General features: G+C 50.5%; 15 protein-coding genes and 1 tRNA gene. 13 read left to right on the plus strand and 3 right to left on the minus strand.

What is annotated here, in order from left to right:
* Positions 1–9: 9 nt before the first annotated feature.
* From GIW82_RS14100 to GIW82_RS14135, 8 genes are all read left to right on the plus strand, one after another.
* Positions 10–978 (plus strand): ribose-phosphate diphosphokinase, encoded by a 969-nt coding sequence (locus tag GIW82_RS14100; RefSeq protein ID WP_154750597.1) that lies wholly within the window; start codon positions 10–12, stop codon positions 976–978.
* A gap of 98 nt (positions 979–1,076) precedes the next feature.
* The gene (locus GIW82_RS14105) at positions 1,077–1,712 is read left to right on the plus strand and encodes a 50S ribosomal protein L25/general stress protein Ctc (RefSeq protein WP_154750598.1); all 636 of its coding nucleotides are present in this window, start codon (positions 1,077–1,079) and stop codon (positions 1,710–1,712) included.
* 102 nt (positions 1,713–1,814) lie between these two features.
* Entirely contained in the window at positions 1,815–2,375 is a 561-nt protein-coding gene (gene pth / locus GIW82_RS14110) for an aminoacyl-tRNA hydrolase (RefSeq protein ID WP_154750599.1), read from the plus strand.
* 63 nt (positions 2,376–2,438) lie between these two features.
* Complete coding sequence (gene mfd, locus GIW82_RS14115; RefSeq protein WP_154750600.1) at positions 2,439–5,972, plus strand: transcription-repair coupling factor; 3,534 nt, start codon at positions 2,439–2,441, stop codon at positions 5,970–5,972.
* 42 nt (positions 5,973–6,014) lie between these two features.
* Entirely contained in the window at positions 6,015–7,604 is a 1,590-nt protein-coding gene (locus GIW82_RS14120; protein ID WP_154750621.1) for a putative polysaccharide biosynthesis protein, read from the plus strand.
* Complete coding sequence (gene yabN / locus GIW82_RS14125) at positions 7,601–9,067, plus strand: bifunctional methyltransferase/pyrophosphohydrolase YabN (protein ID WP_154750601.1); 1,467 nt, start codon at positions 7,601–7,603, stop codon at positions 9,065–9,067. The genes GIW82_RS14120 and yabN overlap by 4 nt, the downstream gene beginning before the upstream one ends.
* Complete coding sequence (locus tag GIW82_RS14130; protein ID WP_154750602.1) at positions 9,064–9,354, plus strand: RNA-binding S4 domain-containing protein; 291 nt, start codon at positions 9,064–9,066, stop codon at positions 9,352–9,354. Before yabN ends, GIW82_RS14130 begins: the two co-directional genes overlap by 4 nt.
* A gap of 366 nt (positions 9,355–9,720) precedes the next feature.
* On the plus strand, positions 9,721–9,879 hold the full coding sequence (locus GIW82_RS14135) for a hypothetical protein (RefSeq protein WP_154750603.1): 159 nt from the start codon (positions 9,721–9,723) through the stop codon (positions 9,877–9,879).
* Between the two features lie 294 nt (positions 9,880–10,173).
* Here the strand turns inward: GIW82_RS14135 and argF are convergent, their stop codons facing one another.
* Both argF and GIW82_RS14145 read right to left on the minus strand, forming a co-directional pair.
* Complete coding sequence (gene argF / locus GIW82_RS14140; protein ID WP_154750604.1) at positions 10,174–11,139, minus strand: ornithine carbamoyltransferase; 966 nt, start codon at positions 11,137–11,139, stop codon at positions 10,174–10,176.
* Positions 11,140–14,232 (minus strand): carbamoyl-phosphate synthase (glutamine-hydrolyzing) large subunit, encoded by a 3,093-nt coding sequence (locus GIW82_RS14145; RefSeq protein ID WP_154750605.1) that lies wholly within the window; start codon positions 14,230–14,232, stop codon positions 11,140–11,142. It lies immediately after the preceding gene.
* 275 nt (positions 14,233–14,507) lie between these two features.
* Here GIW82_RS14145 and GIW82_RS14150 point away from each other — a divergent pair, with 275 nt between their 5' ends.
* From GIW82_RS14150 to GIW82_RS14160, 3 genes are all read left to right on the plus strand, one after another.
* Positions 14,508–14,927, plus strand: a complete 420-nt coding sequence (locus GIW82_RS14150; protein WP_154750606.1) for an FtsB family cell division protein — start codon at positions 14,508–14,510, stop codon at positions 14,925–14,927.
* Positions 14,928–15,043: 116 nt separating this feature from the next.
* Positions 15,044–15,463, plus strand: coding sequence for a S1 domain-containing RNA-binding protein (locus GIW82_RS14155; RefSeq protein ID WP_154750607.1), 420 nt, complete (start codon positions 15,044–15,046; stop codon positions 15,461–15,463).
* Between the two features lie 108 nt (positions 15,464–15,571).
* The gene (locus GIW82_RS14160; protein ID WP_154750608.1) at positions 15,572–16,051 is read left to right on the plus strand and encodes a DinB family protein; all 480 of its coding nucleotides are present in this window, start codon (positions 15,572–15,574) and stop codon (positions 16,049–16,051) included.
* Between the two features lie 42 nt (positions 16,052–16,093).
* Here GIW82_RS14160 and GIW82_RS14165 read toward each other — a convergent pair.
* Positions 16,094–16,167: transfer RNA gene (locus tag GIW82_RS14165), tRNA-Met, on the minus strand.
* Between the two features lie 92 nt (positions 16,168–16,259).
* On the opposite strand from GIW82_RS14165, the gene tilS reads away from it, so the two are divergent.
* Positions 16,260–17,636: a tRNA lysidine(34) synthetase TilS gene (gene tilS, locus GIW82_RS14170; protein ID WP_154750609.1), complete on the plus strand. Its 1,377-nt coding sequence runs from the start codon at positions 16,260–16,262 to the stop codon at positions 17,634–17,636.
* Between the two features lie 31 nt (positions 17,637–17,667).
* Positions 17,668–18,219: a hypoxanthine phosphoribosyltransferase gene (gene hpt, locus GIW82_RS14175; protein WP_154750610.1), complete on the plus strand. Its 552-nt coding sequence runs from the start codon at positions 17,668–17,670 to the stop codon at positions 18,217–18,219.
* The last annotated feature ends 61 nt before the right edge of the window (positions 18,220–18,280 follow it).

Consider the following 18,280-nt stretch of genomic DNA (forward strand, 5'->3'; position numbering starts at 1 on the left):
ACGCACCGAATGGGTTATCAAATTGATGCGGCAAATACGAAGTTGAAAATCTTTTCATTAAACTCGAACGAGGCACTTGCTCAGGAAATTGCAGAGCACGTCGGCTTGCCGCTTGGCAAAAGTTCCGTTACACATTTCAGTGATGGAGAAATTCAGATCAATATCGAAGAAAGTATCCGAGGGTGCGACGTGTTCATCGTCCAGTCCACTTCACAGCCCGTCAACGAAAACTTGATGGAACTATTGATCATGGTGGATGCAGTGAAGCGTGCATCTGCACGCACAGTCAACGTCGTCATGCCTTACTATGGCTATGCACGCCAAGACCGTAAAGCACGTTCACGCGAACCGATTACGGCGAAGCTTGTAGCGAACTTGCTGGAAACTGCAGGAGCGACACGCGTCATTGTATTGGATTTGCATGCACCGCAAATCCAAGGATTCTTCGACATCTTGATTGACCATTTGATTGCAGTTCCATTGATTTCCGATTATTTCCTGAATGAATCTTCAATTGATCTTGAAGATGTCATCGTCGTCTCGCCTGACCACGGTGGTGTAACGCGCGCGCGTAAGATGGCCGATCGCCTGAAAGCGCCGATCGCAATCATCGATAAGCGCCGGCCGCGTCCGAACGTCGCAGAGGTGATGAACATCGTCGGGAACGTAGAAGGCAAAACAGCAATCATCATCGACGACATCATCGATACGGCAGGAACGATTTCAATCGCTGCACAAGCATTGATCGAGAGCGGTGCGAAAGAAGTATATGCTTGCTGTACGCACCCGGTTCTTTCAGGACCGGCAGTTCAGCGCATCAACGATTCGGTCATCAAAGAATTGATCGTCACGAACTCGATTGCACTTCCTGAAGAGAAACACATCGGCAAGATCAAGCAATTGTCTGTTGCGAAATTGCTTGCAGAAACAATTGTTCGCGTACACGAACAGAAATCCGTCTCTACTTTATTCGATTGATTCACTGACGGCTCTTCTGTCCAAAGGTTTGGCTTAGGAAGGTTTAGGGTATATTACTACTAATCGTGTTTCTAAAAATTACTGGAGGGTGAAATGGAATGAGTACAAAAATGAAGGCAAAAAAGAGAGAACAGGGTACACCACATTCGACATTAACGGCTTTGCGCACAGCAGGTGAAGTGCCAGGCGTCCTTTATGGATATAAGACCGATTCGTTGACCGTCTCGGTAACTGAAAGCGACTTAGTGAAGACATTGCGTGAAACAGGACGGAACGGTGTCATCAGTCTTGATGTGGAAGGCAAATCGTTCAACGTCGTTTTGAGTGATTATCAGCGCGATGCATTGAAAGGCAATTTCAAGCACGTGGACTTCCTTGCAATCAATATGACCGAAGAGCTGGAAGTAGCTACATCGGTTCACTTGGTAGGGGAAGCCCCAGGTGAAAAAGAAGGCGGTACGGTGACGCAGCCTAACCGTGAAATCACAATCCGCGTGAAACCATCAGATATCCCGGATGCAGTGGAAGTGGATGTGTCAGAGCTTGCAATCGGTGAAAGTCTGACAGTCGGGGATATTCGTAGTAAAGTCTCCTACGAAATCCTTGATGAAGACGATTTCACGCTTGTTGCGATCACTGCCCCACGTTCACAAGAAGAGTTGGATGAACTGGAAGATGCTGCTGCTGAAGGAGCAGAACCGGAAGTCATCGGCGCTGACGAAGAAGAAAAATGATGAGATGAAAAAGAACAAGGGGCTGTCTCGGGACAGCCCCTCTTTTTCTGTTTTAAAGATCGGAAGTTAGGAAATCGACTGAATTGAAAAGGAAGAACGCGGATGAAATTGATTATTGGGCTCGGCAATCCGGGCAAACCTTATGATAAGACACGGCACAACATTGGCTTCGAGACGATTGATGAGCTGGCAAACAGATGGAATGCACCGCTCATCCAGTCGAAATTTAAAGGGGCATACGCGGTAGTCCATCGTCCTGAAGGCAAAGTGGTGCTCTTGAAGCCGCTCACCTACATGAATTTGTCAGGAGAAAGCGTTAAGCCATTAATGGAGTACTACGACATCGACATTGAAGATATCGTCGTTGTCTATGATGATCTCGATTTGCCACCTGGCCAATTGCGCCTTCGCCAAAAAGGCAGCGCTGGTGGACATAATGGCATCAAGTCATTGCTCCAGCATCTTGGCACGCCTAACTTTAACCGGATGCGTATCGGAATCGGACGCCCGCCTGCCGGAATGAAAGTGCCGGATTATGTGCTGGGACGATTCATGAAAGATGAACGGCCATTGCTTGATGATGCCGTGAAGAAAAGTGCAGATGCTTGTGAATACTGGCTGAACAAGCCATTTATAGAAGTGATGAACCAATATAACGGATGACCTTGCTTTGACGCGCAGCGTTCAGAGCTTTTTTCTGTTGACATTGGGGAGGAGGAACGATGGATGGACCCGATATTACGATCTTTTTCAAACGACCAAAACCTGCAAAGACTGATTGAAGAATTGAACACAGGCGCTGATCAGCAGCTTGTTTCCGGCTTATCAGGCAGTGCCAGAGCCCTTTATTTCGAAGCAATTTCCCGCGGCACGAACAAGCCGATGATGATAGTGACGCCGAACTTGCTGCATGCACAGCGTCTTTACGACGATTTAATCAGACTGTCAGAAGACGAGATGGTTCATCTCTACCCGGCAGACGAGCTGATCGCAGCGGAATTGTCCTTTTCCGGACCGGAACTGCGCGCACAGCGCATCGACACACTGAGCCATATGGAAAGTATCGGCAAAGGCATCTACATTGTGCCGGCCGCAGCGCTGAGAAAACGGCTTCCGGCGAAGAGCCAGTGGCGGGAGATGACGCTCCGGACAGAAGAAGGTACTGAGCTGGATATCGACTACTGGCTGCAGCAGCTCGTTGCGATGGGCTATTCACGCGCATCGATGGTCACTGCGCCAGGTGAATTTGCCTTGCGCGGCGGAATCTTGGACATCTATCCATTGAACTTCGATCACCCGGCACGCATTGAACTGTTCGACACGGAAGTGGATTCCATCCGCAGCTTTTCGGCGGAAGACCAACGCTCGCTCGGAAAAGCGAAGACGCTGACGGTGCTTCCGGCTTCCGAATGGATCTTGCCGGAAACGGAAAAGGCAGCGCTGGCAGACCGCATCGAAGGCCAATTGGCAAAAACACTGAAAAAAGTCAAGATGGATGAAACGAAAGAAGCCTTGTTGTTGCATACACAGCACGATGTTGACATGCTGCGACAAGGGGATGCACCTGAGCAGTCTGTGAAATACGCGGCACTGTCCGAGACACAGACGTCGTTCTTAACGGATTACTTTGCGGATGATGGCATCATTCTATTCGACGAGCTCGGCCGGATCCAGGAAATGGTCGAGACGCTCGAGCGAGAAGAAGCCGACTGGATGCTATCGATGCTCGAGGAAGGGAAATTCCTGCACGGCATGGAGCTTGCCCGACCATTTAAAACGGCCTTGCAACACATTGTTCAGCGACGTGTTTACATCTCGCTATTCGTCCGGACATTCCCGGGCGTCCAAATAAAACGTTCCATCGCATACTCCTGCAAGCCGATGCAATCGTTCCACGGTCAGATGCATTTATTGAAAGCAGAGGCGGAACGTTGGAAGATCAGCAACTTCACTGTTTTCGTCTTAGCCAAAGGCACGGAGCGGATGGAGAAAGTCCGTGAAGTGCTCAGCGATTACCAGATGGAAGCGGCGTTTTACGAGGAAGGCAGTCTGACAGTCCCAGGGGTCATGTATCTCGTGGACGGTTCCATGTCGGGCGGCTTCGAGATGCCGCTGCAGCGTTTGGCAGTCATTACGGATGCCGAGTTGTTCAAGAAACAGGCGAAGAAAAAAGCACGTCCGCAAAAGCTGACGAATGCCGAGCGCATTAAGAGCTATTCTGAGATCAAGCCGGGCGATTACATTGTCCATGTGCATCACGGGATCGGGAAATATATTGGGATGGAAACGCTTGAAGTCAGCGGCGTGCATAAAGACTACTTGCACATCGTCTACAAAGGCGAAGACAAGCTGTTCGTCCCGGTCGACCAGATCGATCTGATCCAGAAATATGTCGCGTCCGAGGAAAAAGAGCCGAAGCTTCATAAGATGGGCGGAGCGGAGTGGCAAAAAACGCGTCGTAAAGTTTCGAAAGCCGTCCAGGATATTGCGGATGACTTGATTAAGCTTTATGCAGAGCGGGAAGCACAAAAAGGTTTCGCGTTCTCCGTCGACCAAGACATGCAGCAGCAATTCGAAGCGGAATTCCCTTACGAGGAAACGGTCGATCAATTGCGTTCGATCGGCGAAGTGAAGCGCGACATGGAGCGGGAACGCCCGATGGATCGCCTTCTTTGTGGAGATGTCGGTTACGGCAAGACAGAAGTGGCGGTACGTGCGGCGTTCAAGGCAGTCCTTGACGGTAAGCAAGTCGCATTTCTTGTTCCGACGACCATCCTCGCACAACAACATTTCGAAACGATGATGGAGCGCTTCAAGGATTATCCGGTGGAAGTCGGCTTGTTGAGCCGCTTCCGTACGAAAAAACAACAAACCGAAACGTTGAAAGGTTTAAAGAATGGGACGGTCGATGTCGTCGTCGGCACTCACCGCATTCTTTCGAAAGACATTGCCTATAAAGATCTCGGCTTGCTCATCGTCGATGAAGAGCAGCGCTTCGGAGTGACACATAAAGAGAAAATCAAACAGATGAAAACGAATGTCGACGTCCTGACACTGACAGCAACGCCGATTCCGCGGACGTTGCACATGTCGATGATCGGGGTCCGGGACCTGTCTGTCATCGAAACACCACCAGCGAACCGGTTCCCTGTGCAGAGCTATGTGATGGAGCATAACGGCGCACTTGTGCGCGAAGCGATCGAACGGGAGATGGCACGCGGTGGCCAGACGTTTTATTTATATAACCGCGTCGAAGACATGACGCGGAAAGTCGAGGAAATCCAGTCGTTGGTGCCGGAAGCGCGCGTCGGTTATGCGCACGGACAAATGACGGAGACTGAGTTGGAATCGGTCATCATCGCGTTTCTAGAAGGGGAATACGATGTGCTTGTGACGACGACGATCATCGAAACAGGAATCGATATTCCAAACGTCAACACATTGATCATCCAGGATGCGGACCGAATGGGGCTGTCCCAGCTTTACCAATTACGAGGACGCGTCGGACGCTCGAACCGCGTCGCTTACGCTTATTTCATGTACCAGCGAGATAAGATCTTGAGCGAAGTGGCAGAGAAGCGACTAATGGCGATCAAGGAATTCACTGAGCTCGGCTCAGGCTTCAAAATCGCCATGCGCGACTTGACGATCCGCGGGGCAGGGAACTTACTTGGCTCCCAGCAGCACGGTTTTATCGACTCGGTCGGCTTCGATCTGTATTCGCAAATGCTGCAGGATGCAATCGATGAGCGGCAGAGCGGTGTCAAAAAAGAAGAAGAGCTGGAAACGGAAATCTCCCTTGCACTCGATGCCTATATTCCGGATACGTATATTCCGGACGGCTTCCAAAAAATCCAAATGTACAAGCGCGTGAAGGCAGTCGAAAGCGAAGAAGAGATGCTTGACCTCCAGGAAGAGCTGATCGACCGTTTCGGCGATCTGCCGCTTGAGACGGATCGTTTATTGCGCATCGCGCGCATGAAAGTATGGGCGCGCCAAGTCGGAGCGGAATCCATCAAGCAAAACGGACCGATCATCACAGTCCGTTTTACGGAACAAGGAACAGCCAAGATCAAAATCGGCGAGCTGTACCAAAAAGCGAGCACGTTTGACCGGGCTGTCAATTTCGGCATGGCCGGAACGAAGCTGACGATGACTATCGATGAGAAGAAAACGAAGAAACAGCATCCATTCGACGTATTGGAGAGCATGATGAAACTATTGCCGGAAACGTTGCAGGATCAAAAAGCGGCAGAGTGAACGGTGGAAAGCGAGGGAAGCTCCTTGGCAGAACAGCGAAAGATGAAGAAGTTTATGCAAGGGGCGGTTTGGCTAGCGATGGCCGGCATTCTCGTGAAATTGCTCAGTGCGCTCTACCGTGTGCCATTCCAGAACATGGTGGGCGACCAAGGCTTCTATATTTACCAGCAAATTTATCCGTTTGTCGGGATTTTCGCGGTGTGGACGACTTATGGGCTTGCTGTAGCGGTCTCGAAGCTATTGGCGGACCACGACCCGTCAGTCCATCGGGCCATTGAAAAAACGGCCTTAGGTTTCTTGATGGCATTGTCCATCCTTTGGTTTGCTATGCTATATTTCGGCTCCGACCGACTGGCACATTGGATGGGAGACCCGGTGCTGGCGCCACTCCTGAAGACCGGCGCTTTTGCCGCGCTATTCATGCCAGTTGCGGCACTCGTGAAAGGGCGGCTACAAGCGGCAGGCCAAATGCAGCCGATCGCTGTTGCGCAAGTAGGTGAACAAATGGTCCGCGTCGCCGTCATTCTTATCGGTACGTGGATCGTACTTGCCCAGGGCGGGACGCTTTATCATGCAGGCCAAACAGCGATTTTTGGTGCAGTGGCAGGTGGCGCAGCAGCGGTTCTATTCCTATTGCCATACCGCCGCCCGTCGTTTGACCGGCTCGCTTTGAAAAATGGCGCGACAATCAAACGCTACCCGATTATCAAGCAGCTTGCTGCTATCAGTATAAGCATCAGTGTCAGTTCATTGATTCTCCTCTTATTTCAGCTGGTCGATTCCTTCACCGTTTTCCGTCTGCTGACAGAGAGCGGGACAGAACGCATGACCGCCATGGAACAAAAAGGAGTGTACGACCGGGCACAACCGCTCGTTCAGTTTGGCATCGTCATCGCGAGTTCACTCGTTCTGTCGATTGTGCCACTCGTCGCTGAAATGAAGAAAAAGAATGATCTTGCCAAAGCGGCGACATATGCTGCGCTATCTTACAGGATGTCGTTTTTGTTTGCGGCAGCTGCAGCAGGCGGACTGACCGCTGTGATGCCATACGTCAATGAAATGCTGTTCGGCTCGCGGACCGGTTCGTTCGCGTTGATTGTCTTTTCGTGGCAAATCATTTGGCTATCGCTGTCATTAGTCCTGACATCGCTTCTCCAAGGCATCGGCAAGCTATTTCTTCCGGTTCTATGGCTGCTTGCAGGCCTTGGACTGAAAGTGGTGGGGAATGCGCTGCTTATCCCGTTATGGGGCATCACAGGGGCGGCAACGGCCGGCAATATCGGGCTAGCACTCAGTGCAATAGGTTTGTTCATTAGCTTCAAGCGCCACTGGTCCATCCGATTTGCCCCGCTCCGTTATTACGGCTGGCTGTTGTTTGCCACAATCGTAATGGTCGCGGGAACGACAGCGTGGGCGACAGTTGCCGATCGCTTCGTATTTGGCAGCGGCCGTACTGGTGCTTCATTGACAGCACTGACTGCTGTGCCTTTTGGCGCCATCATCTTTTTAACAATCATTGCAACAAGCCGTGTCATCACGGAACGGCAATGGTACAGTGTGCCGCTTGGCCGTAAAATGGCAGCTTTTCAATTGAAGTTGCGAAGTAACCGACAGAAAAGAGGGATAGAATGAATCAGATTCATATTATTGGACTCGGAGCAGGTGATCTTGATCAAATGCCGCTCGGAGTCTACAAGAAACTTAAACAAGCGACACCGCTCTATGTGCGGACCAACGATCATCCCGTACTGGCTGAACTCGCGGAAGAAGGGCAGACGTTCTCATCCTTCGATACTGTGTATGAAAAATACGACCAGTTTAGACCAGTCTATGTAGAGATTGCAGAAACGTTAATCGCCGCAGCACAACAAGGCACGGTGTACTACGCAGTGCCAGGTCACCCGTTAGTGGCCGAACAAACCGTGCAGTTGTTGATTAAAGCGGAAGAAGAAGGCCGCTGTCACTTAAACATCGAAGGGGGACAAAGCTTTCTCGACCCGATTTTTGGCGCACTTCGCATCGATCCGATCGAAGGCTTCCAGCTAGTAGACGGCGTGGCGTTCTCAAGTGGACAAGTGCACATGAATCAGCATCTGCTCATCGCGCAAGTGTACGATTCGTTCAGTGCATCCGAAGTGAAACTGACGCTGATGGAGAAATACACCGACGATTACCCGGTGACGATTGTGACCGCTGCCGGTTCGGCAAATGAAAAGCTCCGCACCTTGCCTTTATACGAGCTGGACCGTGCGATGGAAATCGACAATTTGACGACCATTTACGTACCACCTGCAACGGAGCAAGAAGACCGCTTGAAGGAATGGCAAACATTCCGCGATGTCATCGCGACGCTGCGTGGTCCGGACGGTTGTCCGTGGGACCGTGAACAAACGCATGAATCGCTGCGCCCGTATTTGCTGGAGGAAGCGCATGAGCTGCTGCAAGCGATCGAGGAGCAGGATGACGATGCAATCATCGAAGAGCTTGGGGATGTGTTGCTGCAAGTGTTTTTGCATGCCCAGATCGGGGAAGACAATGGCTTCTTCCAGCTGGAAGATGTGCTGGCATCGATCACGGCTAAAATGATCCGTCGCCACCCACATGTGTTCGCTGATACCGAGGCGGCTACAGCCGAAGAAGTAACTGCCAATTGGCAAGCGATCAAGACGGCTGAAAAAGGAGAAACCCTCTCGTTACTGGATGGTCAGGAACGAGCGGCTTCTTCATTGCTGACGTCTTACAATTTCCAGAAAAAAGCCGCTGGTGTCGGATTCAGTTGGAGAGATGCAGAAGGTGCATGGACGAAGTTTGCGGAAGAGTGGCAGGAATTCCGTGATGAAGTGGAGAAAGGAACGAAGGACAGCCAGCTGGATGAGTTGGGCGATGTCCTTTTCACGCTCGTCAATCTTGCTCGCTTCCATGGCCTGTCACCGGAGCAGGCGATGGTGCAAGCCAACCAAAAATTCCGCAGACGCTTTTCGTATGTCGAACAGCAAGTCCAGGAAGGCACAGGGGAGTTCGGAGATTATACACTTGAGCAGCTGGACGGCTTCTGGAACGACGCGAAAGCGCGCGAACAGGAGGAACGAACATGAGACTCGATAAATTCATGAAAGTATCACGGCTGATCAAGCGCCGCACACTCGCCAAGCAAGTGGCGGACCAAGGACGTGTGATGATCAATGGAACAAAAGCGAAAGCGAGCACAGTCGTCAAAGAAAACGACGAGCTGCAGATCCGCTTCGGCCAAAAAATTGTGACTGTCCGCATCGACCAGTTGAAAGAAATGGCGAAGAAAGAAGAAACGGCACAGATGTATACGATTCTGAGAGAAGAAAAAACCGAGAAAGTCGAACCCGAATTCATCGATGATGAAGCGTGAGGGTTCGGGAATAGGAGGAGGGCCAAAACCACGAGTCGTTGTTCTGGCCCTCTCTTGTTGTGTGGGTGATGTAATTGGAGAACGGCTGCCCTGCATTCCAGAGCTTCGCACGCTGGAGACGCTGACCCGAGCCTCCTCGGTCGCTTGCGCAACCTGTGGGGTCTCTAAGAGTCGCTCAGTCACTCAGTCGCTATGCTCCTTCACTGCTCCTCCGGCGCGTGCTCACTCTTCCATTCCGGCTCCGCTCCTTTGACAAGAGAAGAGGAATAGAATTTTTGTGAGTTGGATGAATCTGGCGTAGCAGACTTCGTTGCTTTCAATCAGAAGGTGTCGAATAGTAGGCGGTGAGTTCAGGAGGGTATCCATTTGGAATTTGGCATCGACTTGACCAGGGAAAAAGAACTCTGCTTGTCCAATATCGCATTTCACCAGATTCATATCGCACTTCACGTGTTCGATATCGCATTTCGTAACCTTCATATCGCCCTTCACGCACTTGATATCGCATTTCACCAGATTCAATGAATAATTTCAAACTGTTCAAGAACTCTTCATAATAAAAAGAAAGCCCTTTCCCTTTTCCACTCACCAACTAAGAATCCCAGTGGCCTACGTAGTCAGCCGCCAAGCAACTATGAAACATTGAAATTAGAAAGAAACACTACCTGTCTCCATACTCCAATTTAACCCACACCCCAGCGAAGTGGCTGGCCTGGACATGGTGGAGGGATAAGACGAGCGGTTTTCAGCTCGGCTTATCCCGGGAGCCATGTCCTTAAGCCGCAAGCGCTTGCCATTGCGACGCCCACTCCACAACAATCAAATCTCGATGCTCGGATCGGCCATCAATGCTACAAGCAGTGCCTTTTGCGCGTGCAGGCGGTTTTCAGCCTCTTGGAAGACGACGGAATGCGGCCCTTCAAGAACCGCGGTCGTCACTTCTTCTTCGCGGTGTGCTGGCAAGCAGTGCATAAAGATGTAATTCGGATCGGCCAGTGCTGTGAGCGCTTCGTTCACCTGGAACCCTTCGAAGTGTGCCAGTCGTTCAGCTGCTTCCTCTTCTTGCCCCATACTCGCCCACACATCCGTATAGATGATATGCGCATCATTCACCGCTTCTTTCGGATCTGTCGTAATCGTCAGCGTAGCGCCGCTTTCTTTCGCGAACCCTTCCGCTGCGTCAATGACCCATTGGTTCGGCGCATAGCCGGCAGGTGTAGCTATGGACAAGTCCATGCCGACTTTTGCCGCGCCGATCATCAAGGAATTGGACATGTTGTTAGCGTCGCCTATGTAAGCGAACTTCTTGCCTTTCAAAGTACCGAACACTTCCAGGATAGTCATGAAATCCGCAAGCACTTGGCACGGGTGGTAATCGTCAGTTAGTCCGTTGATGACCGGAACTGTACTGTTTGTCGCAAGCTCGACAACCGCTTCTTGCTTGAATGTACGGATCATGACGCCATCCAAGTAACCGGACAGGATACGCGCTGTGTCGCCATAAGTTTCCCCGCGACCGAGCTGCGTGTCTTGTGTGTTCAAATACATCGCGTGTCCGCCAAGCTGGAGCATGCCCGCTTCGAAGGAGATACGTGTACGTGTCGATGACTTCTCGAAAATCATGCCGAGAATTTTCCCTTGTAAGAGGGGACGGTGCTTGTTCTCTGGCTTTTTCATTTTGATTGCTAAGTCCAAAAGATCCAAGATTTCTTGTGCGCTGTAGTCAGCCAGCGTTAACAAATGCGGCTGGCTGAGTTGTGGGATGGTCTGGTAAACGGTTGCCATTTAGACATACACTCCTTTTTTAGTTGGGGCGCTTGATTGGATGAAACGTTTGAATGCCGCTGCGGTTTCTGGGCGTGTCCACACATGTATACGGTGGACTGCTGCAGTTTGTGGATGCTGATCCGCTTGTTGCGCGTGAAAGTCGATATATGCTTTTTTATTATCTGATTGGATCCATTGGTCGAACGGCTGATTTGCCGCTGTGACGACTGTGAAGCCGTGCTCTTTCCAAAATGCAGTGTCCGCAGTTTCAACGGAAGAATCAGCGATGAACACAGTACCGGTTTTCAATAAGTCTGCGAGTCCTGCTGTACTGCCAATTAGCGCTTTTTGCAACGCTTCAGCTGATGAAGCAGCGGAGCCAATGACTTCGCCAGTCGACATCATCTTCGGTGACAGCACGGGGGACAGGCCAGGCAGCTTAATGTGTGAGAAGACCGGTGCTTTGACCGTGTATTCCGGCTGTCCGTTGTACGTGCTCTCAATCGCGAGATCGTTGAATGGGACACCGAGCATCAAGGACGTGGCGTGCTGGACAAGCGGGACGCCGGTCACTTTCGAGCTGATTGGAACGGTACGGGATGCACGTGGGTTGATTTCCATGACGTACAATTCTCCGTCTTCGAAAACGAATTGAATATTGAATAGACCGATGAAGTCGATTTGCTGTGCGATTTTTGTCGCCACGTCCGTCATCTTTCCGATCTCTTCAATGGATAAGGTAACAGGTGGCGTGACAGATAAGCTGTCGCCTGAGTGAACACCGGTACCTTCGAGGTGTTCGAAAACTGAAGAGATCCATACTTGTTTTCCGTCACTCAACACATCGATCTCTGCTTCTTTGCCGATGATGAAGTGATCGACGAGCAGTGGGAATGACATCTCCGTATGCTCGAGCCAATCCACCAATTCCGTTTCACTGTGGAATACGGCCATACCGCTGCCACCGATCACGTAGGACGGGCGGAGCAGGACCGGGTAACCGAGTTTGGCAGCAAAGGCCGGCACTTCAGCGGCAGTTTGTACGGTGAAGCTCGGGATGCTTTCCAGACCGATGGAATTCAGGAACTGGTAGAAACGGTCGCGGTCTTCCATTTGGTCGAGCAGTTGTGCAGAAGAGCCAAGTACTGTGAGTCCGGCTTGTTCCATTTCTTCCGCGAGGTTCAAGGACGTCTGGCCACCGAACTGCAGGATGACTTGATCGATGCCTTCGAATTCCAGTACATGCAAGATGTCTTCCGCTGTAAGCGGTTCGAAGTACAGAGCATCGGCGATTTCGAAGTCGGTCGATACCGTTTCGGGGTTGTTGTTGATCATGATTGCTTCGTAGCCGAGTTTTTGTGCGGCGAGTACGCTATGCACACAGCAATAGTCGAATTCGATGCCTTGACCGATACGGATTGGGCCGGAGCCGATGACTGCTACTTTCTTCGCTTGGCTTTGGCGCTCGTCGGACGCACCGCACCAAGTGGAGTAGAAATAGTTCGTTTCCGATTTGAATTCGGCTGCGCACGTGTCGATCATCCGATAGGAAGGAAGGATGGACCAGTCTTTTCGGCGCTGTGCGACTTGTTGCGGGGCGACCGCCCACATGTCCGCCAGCTGCTGGTCACTGAAGCCGAGCTTTTTCGCCGCTTGTAGTTGATCCGCTTTGACCGCATGCCAGTCGACCGTTTGGAGAGTGCTCCATTCATTGGCGATGTGTTCGAGTGCTTGAAGGAAGAATGGTGTGATGCCTGTCAGTTCCTGTAGCGCTTCGCAGCTTTCTCCGAGAATCAGCAATTCGAACAGGACAAACAGCCGGCGATCATCCACATGGTGTGCGAGATGATAAAGCTCTTCTTTCGTCATAGCTTGCAGAGCAGGAAGCCGGAAACCATCAAGTGGCAATTCCAGCGATCGGATTGCTTTTTGGAGAGCCGCTTCGATATTTTGCTCGATCGCCATCACTTCGCCCGTCGCTTTCATCTGCGTGCCAAGTGTTCGGTTGGCTGCCGGAAATTGATCGAATGGCCAGCGCGGAATTTTGACTGCAACATAATCGAGAACTGGTTCAAAAGAGGCGGACTTCGAATCGTTCGCCGGGTTCGTCAATTCTTCGAGCTTGTAGCCGAGTGCAAGTTTTGCTGCGATTTTGGCGATCGGATAGCCCGTCGCTTTGGAAGCGAGTGCCGACGAACGGCTGACACGCGGGTTGACTTCGATCAAATAGTAAGTGGAATCTTCCGGGTGCAGGGCAAACTGGACGTTACATGCCCCTATGATGCCGAGCGCTTCGATAATAGTGATGGAAGCGCCGCGCAACATGTGGCGCTCTTGGTCCGTCAATGTCTGACTCGGTGCGGCAACGATCGAATCGCCCGTATGAACACCGACCGGGTCCAAGTTTTCCATGTTACAGATCGTGATGCATGTACCGGAAGCATCGCGCATCACTTCGTATTCGATTTCTTTATAACCTGCAATGCTCACTTCCACGAGACATTGGCCGATTGGGCTGGCAGAGAGCCCTTGTCGGACAAGTTCGAGGAAGCTGCTCTCGTCCGCTGCAATGCCTCCGCCAAAGCCGCCGAGTGTATAGGCAGGACGCACGATCAGTGGATAGCCTGCAGTTGCCGCGAACTGCAGCGCTTGTTCGGTAGAATAAATGATGTCACTGGCTGGGACCGGCTGATTCAATGTATGCATCAATGTACGGAACTTCTGGCGATCTTCCGCTTGCTTGATTCCTGTCATCGGTGTGCCGAGGAGCGATACGCCGTATTTTGCCAAAATTCCGGAAGCTGAAAGTTCCATCGCGATGGTCAATCCCGTCTGGCCGCCGACCGTTGCAAGTAAGCTGTCAGGCCGTTCTTTTTCGATGATACGGGTGATGCTCCCGGGTGTCAGAGGCTCGAAGTAAACTTTATCGGAGATGCGGTCGTCCGTCATGATCGTCGCGGGGTTGTTGTTAACGAGTATGACTTCGCACCCTTCTTCTTTCAAAGCGAGACAAGCTTGAGTGCCGGCATAATCGAATTCAGCAGCTTGGCCGATGACTATGGCACCTGAACCGATGACCAGAACTTTCTGAATGTTCGTTTCTTTCGGCATGAATGTGCACCTTCTTTTCTATAAGTGATAGAGAACAGAGCGGTTTGCTTTGTTGTCTTATTCTTTTAGCTTGTATATAAATTACGTTTTGAGAGTAAATATTCATTCTGATGAATATTATTGATTATATATTTGTATAAAAATTAAGTCAACTGTATTTTTATTAACCTTATTACAATTCGATGAAAATTATTAAATTCCATATAAAGACGCTTAAAATACACCGGGAAATCCTGTATAATGACTGGGATGAATTGTAGGGGAGGCAAACAGTCATGACGTTGAAGAAACAGAAGAAGTCGGCTGTCGGCGCAGTTGCTCCGATTCGAAATGACTATGTCCGCTCGAAGGAAAGACAGGAAAAAAGGCAGCAAGCACAGAAAGTAAGGTTATTCAGGAGGTTGACCGTTTTCGGTATATTGGTTCTTTTGGCTGCGATCTGGATCGGAGTCACGTGGTATGGCCAGTCACAGACGATCGCTGAGAAAGAACGGCAACAAGAAGAAGCATTGGCAGCGCTTGCCGAGATCGAAGCTGAACAAGGAATTTTGCAGGAACAGATCATGCTGTTGAATGATGATGAGTACATCGCGAAGCTCGCACGCAAGAGGTATTTCTTGTCGGAAGATGAGGAGCTCATTTTTACATTGCCTGAAGAAGGGGCGAAGGAAGAGGAAAAAGAGCCGTCTAGTTGACTCTTTTTCATTGATTGGTATAATAAAAGTAGGATATTGCTGGTGTTTTGGCGGTGATATATCTGAATTTGGTCTCCAAACAGATCATCTAAACTTTAAGGAGGAGCATTTTTTTTATGTCGATTGAAGTAGGCAGCAAGTTAGAAGGTAAAGTAACAGGAATTACAAACTTCGGAGCTTTTGTACAGCTTCCAAGCGGTCAGACAGGCCTCGTGCATATCAGTGAAGTCGCCGACAACTATGTGAAAGACATCAACGACCATTTGAAGGTAGGCGAAATGGTCGAAGTCAAGGTTATGAATGTGGAAGCTGACGGTAAAATCGGTCTTTCCATCCGTAAAGCGAAGCCTCAACCGGCAGGCGGCTCTGAACGTCCGCAACGTCCACGTTCGAACAACCGTACGTTCGATCGTCAGCCAAAAGAGAATTTTGAAACGAAAATGGCTAAGTTCTTGAAAGAAAGTGAAGATAACCTTTCTTCATTGAAACGCGCAACAGAGTCGAAACGCGGCGGACGAGGTGCAAGAAGAGGGTAACTTGCTAGCTGTTTTAAAGGCATAAAAAGATGCTTCGATGCAGCTTACAAAAAGATTCAGGCAACGCTTCTCTGAAAAGGGGAGCGTTTTTTTATCAATCCGAACCTAATGGGAGTGAAGAGAATCATGGAAAAACAACAAATTCTCGAAGCATTCAAAGACTACGAAGTTTATTTGGCATCATTGAATACATCCGTTCAGACGGATGAGGAAGCCCATGCCCCCATCGCTGAAGGAAAATGGTCGATATCGCAGATTTTGTATCACATGGCAGAGTGGGACCGGTTCATCAGGGAAGAACGGATCAATCAAATGGAGCCCGGCAGAGAAGTCGGTACGTTTCCTGAGGTGGACACGTTCAACCGCGAAGCTGTCCGGTCGGTGGACAATTACCGTTTCCCGGAAGTGCTCTCACATGCTCAGAGACAGCGTGCGCTATTAGGGAAAGTGATTGAAGAGATGCCTGAGGAAAATTGGAACAGCGCATTCAGAATCAGCGGGAACAGCATGACACCTGCTGATTATTTTGAAGGAATTCTTGAGCACGATGCCCATCATAGACGTCAGATCGACGGATTTTTGGCATAGAAAAAAGCGTTCCTTAAATTTAAGGAACGCTTTTTTTATCGATGGCGGCAGAGGGGATCGAACCCCCGACCTTACGGGTATGAACCGTACGCTCTAGCCAGCTGAGCTACGCCGCCGTAATCAAACGGACAAATAGTATTATATTACTGGGATCGCAAAGTGTCAATTCTTTTTCAGCAATTAATTTTTAACAGGAAGAGGTGCCGATGTGGAGCCGCTTGAAGACCGTGTGACTTCCTATAATGAACGCCAACAGTTGTTTGCAAAAGAAGACCATGTCTTGGTCGCCTGTTCCGGTGGCGCCGATTCAATGGCGCTTCTTTCCTATATGCATAGACAAGGCATCAAGGTCAGCGCAGCGCATGTCGATCACATGCTGCGGGGAGAGGAATCCAGCGAAGACCGTCGCCTTGTAGAAGAGACTTGTCAAAAGTGGGGGATTCCGTGCTACAGTGCGGCCATCCCGATTCCTGCTATCCTCGCAGAACGTGGCGGCAATAAACAGCAAGTGTGCCGGGAAGAGCGCTACCGCTTCTTCGAAGAAACGATGCGCGCTACGGGAGCTGAGAAGCTCGCGGTCGCCCACCATGAAGATGACCAGCTCGAGACGGTGCTACTGGCAGCTGTAAGGGGTAGACTATCTGAGGGTGCGAAAGGTATGCCCGTACGCCGACCGTTCGCATCAGGAGAGCTGATCCGTCCGTTCCTTTCGGTGTCGAAAAATGAGATCCTTTCATATGTGTCGGAACGGGGAACACCGTACCGGGAAGACCCTAGCAATGCAGAGCCTGTCTACACGCGGAACAGGCTTCGTAAGCAAGTCATCCCCTTACTGCAGCAGGAAAATGAGTGGCTTGCCCGCCAAGTGACGGAGTTCACAGAAGAACTGCAGGAGCAGGACCGCTTTCTCACGCAGCTGGCGGAAGAGAAAGTCCATTTTCTCATGCAACCGGAACAGGATGGCTTCTCGGTCGACGTGGCGACATTCTGTCAGGAAGCACTTGCTTTACAAAAAAGAATGGTTCTAATACTATTGAATTACCTGTACGATACGGGTTCTGTGACTTTTACAAAGCAATTGGCTGAACAAGTGCAACAAGCGATGCAACAGACAGACGGCACTGTTTTTATACACCTTCCGAAAGGCGGAAGAGCCATCCGGAGTTATGGCCGGATGCGCTTCACCCGTCAAGCGCTTCCCCTGGAAGACGGCGAAAGGGGGCAAGTGCTGCTCGGTGAAGAGTGGACGGAGCGTGGCAACCGGAGATTCCGTGTTGTCCGGCTGGAGGAGCAGGAGGTAGGTCCTGGAGATGCCTGGTACTTCAAGGCGCCGGAGACGGCAAAGGCTGTCCTGCGGAACCGGCAGCCAGGAGACCGGATTCAGCTATCCGGGATGGAGCAGCCGAAAAAAGTAGCACGTTTGATGATCGATGAGAAAGTGCCATTGCCTGAAAGGGCGGAGCATCCGGTCGTTGCGATCGACGGCGGGGACATCCTGCTAGTGCCAGGCATTCGTTCATCTCTTCATATGAGCCGGCAGAAGCGGCCGGAAGATAATTGGGCATTGATCGAACAATTGATTTGAAAATGCAAGCAAGATTACTAGGAGGTTCATCATGTTAGAAAAAGACATCGAAAACGTTTTGATTTCAGAAGAGCAGCTGCAAGCGAAAGCTTGTGAATTAGGGGAGGCGCTGACGCGTGATTACGAAGGGAAATATCCACTCGCGATCGGCGTACTGAAAGGTGCCATGCCGTTCATGGGGGACTTGATGAAGCGCATCGACGGTTACATCGAGATGGACTTCATGGATGTTTCAAGTTACGGCAGCGCAACTGTTTCTTCCGGTGAAGTGAAAATCGTCAAAGACTTGAACACAAGTGTAGAAGGGCGCGACATCTTGATCATCGAAGACATCATCGATAGCGGACTGACACTAAGCTATCTCGTAGACCTATTCAAGTATCGGAAAGCAAAATCGATCAGGATCGTTACACTGTTGGACAAACCGACAGGACGTAAAGTCAACCTGCAAGCGGATTACATCGGCTTTGAAGTGCCGGATGCATTCGTTGTCGGCTATGGCTTGGATTATATGGAAAGATACCGGAACCTCCCGTATATCGGCATCCTGAAACCAGCCATTTACGCGGACGAAGAAAAATAAGCGGAAACCTTTGATCGCTTTACGGGTTTCTCATTAATGTGGCAAGAGCTTTTCTTTGTGT

It is taken from the genome of Planomicrobium sp. YIM 101495, assembly GCF_009707665.1.
GTDB lineage: Bacteria > Bacillota > Bacilli > Bacillales_A > Planococcaceae > Planococcus.

Coding starts and splice junctions, on each gene's coding strand:
- argF (WP_154750604.1), bottom strand. CDS start 11,139: ATGGCAACCGTTTACCAGACCATCCCACAACTCAGCCAGCCGCATTTG.
- mfd (WP_154750600.1), top strand. CDS start 2,439: ATGGACCCGATATTACGATCTTTTTCAAACGACCAAAACCTGCAAAGA.
- GIW82_RS14100 (WP_154750597.1), top strand. CDS start 10: ATGGGTTATCAAATTGATGCGGCAAATACGAAGTTGAAAATCTTTTCA.
- yabN (WP_154750601.1), top strand. CDS start 7,601: ATGAATCAGATTCATATTATTGGACTCGGAGCAGGTGATCTTGATCAA.
- GIW82_RS14145 (WP_154750605.1), bottom strand. CDS start 14,232: ATGCCGAAAGAAACGAACATTCAGAAAGTTCTGGTCATCGGTTCAGGT.
- GIW82_RS14160 (WP_154750608.1), top strand. CDS start 15,572: ATGGGAGTGAAGAGAATCATGGAAAAACAACAAATTCTCGAAGCATTC.
- GIW82_RS14105 (WP_154750598.1), top strand. CDS start 1,077: ATGAGTACAAAAATGAAGGCAAAAAAGAGAGAACAGGGTACACCACAT.
- GIW82_RS14150 (WP_154750606.1), top strand. CDS start 14,508: ATGACGTTGAAGAAACAGAAGAAGTCGGCTGTCGGCGCAGTTGCTCCG.
- GIW82_RS14130 (WP_154750602.1), top strand. CDS start 9,064: ATGAGACTCGATAAATTCATGAAAGTATCACGGCTGATCAAGCGCCGC.
- GIW82_RS14155 (WP_154750607.1), top strand. CDS start 15,044: ATGTCGATTGAAGTAGGCAGCAAGTTAGAAGGTAAAGTAACAGGAATT.
- pth (WP_154750599.1), top strand. CDS start 1,815: ATGAAATTGATTATTGGGCTCGGCAATCCGGGCAAACCTTATGATAAG.
- GIW82_RS14120 (WP_154750621.1), top strand. CDS start 6,015: ATGAAGAAGTTTATGCAAGGGGCGGTTTGGCTAGCGATGGCCGGCATT.
- hpt (WP_154750610.1), top strand. CDS start 17,668: ATGTTAGAAAAAGACATCGAAAACGTTTTGATTTCAGAAGAGCAGCTG.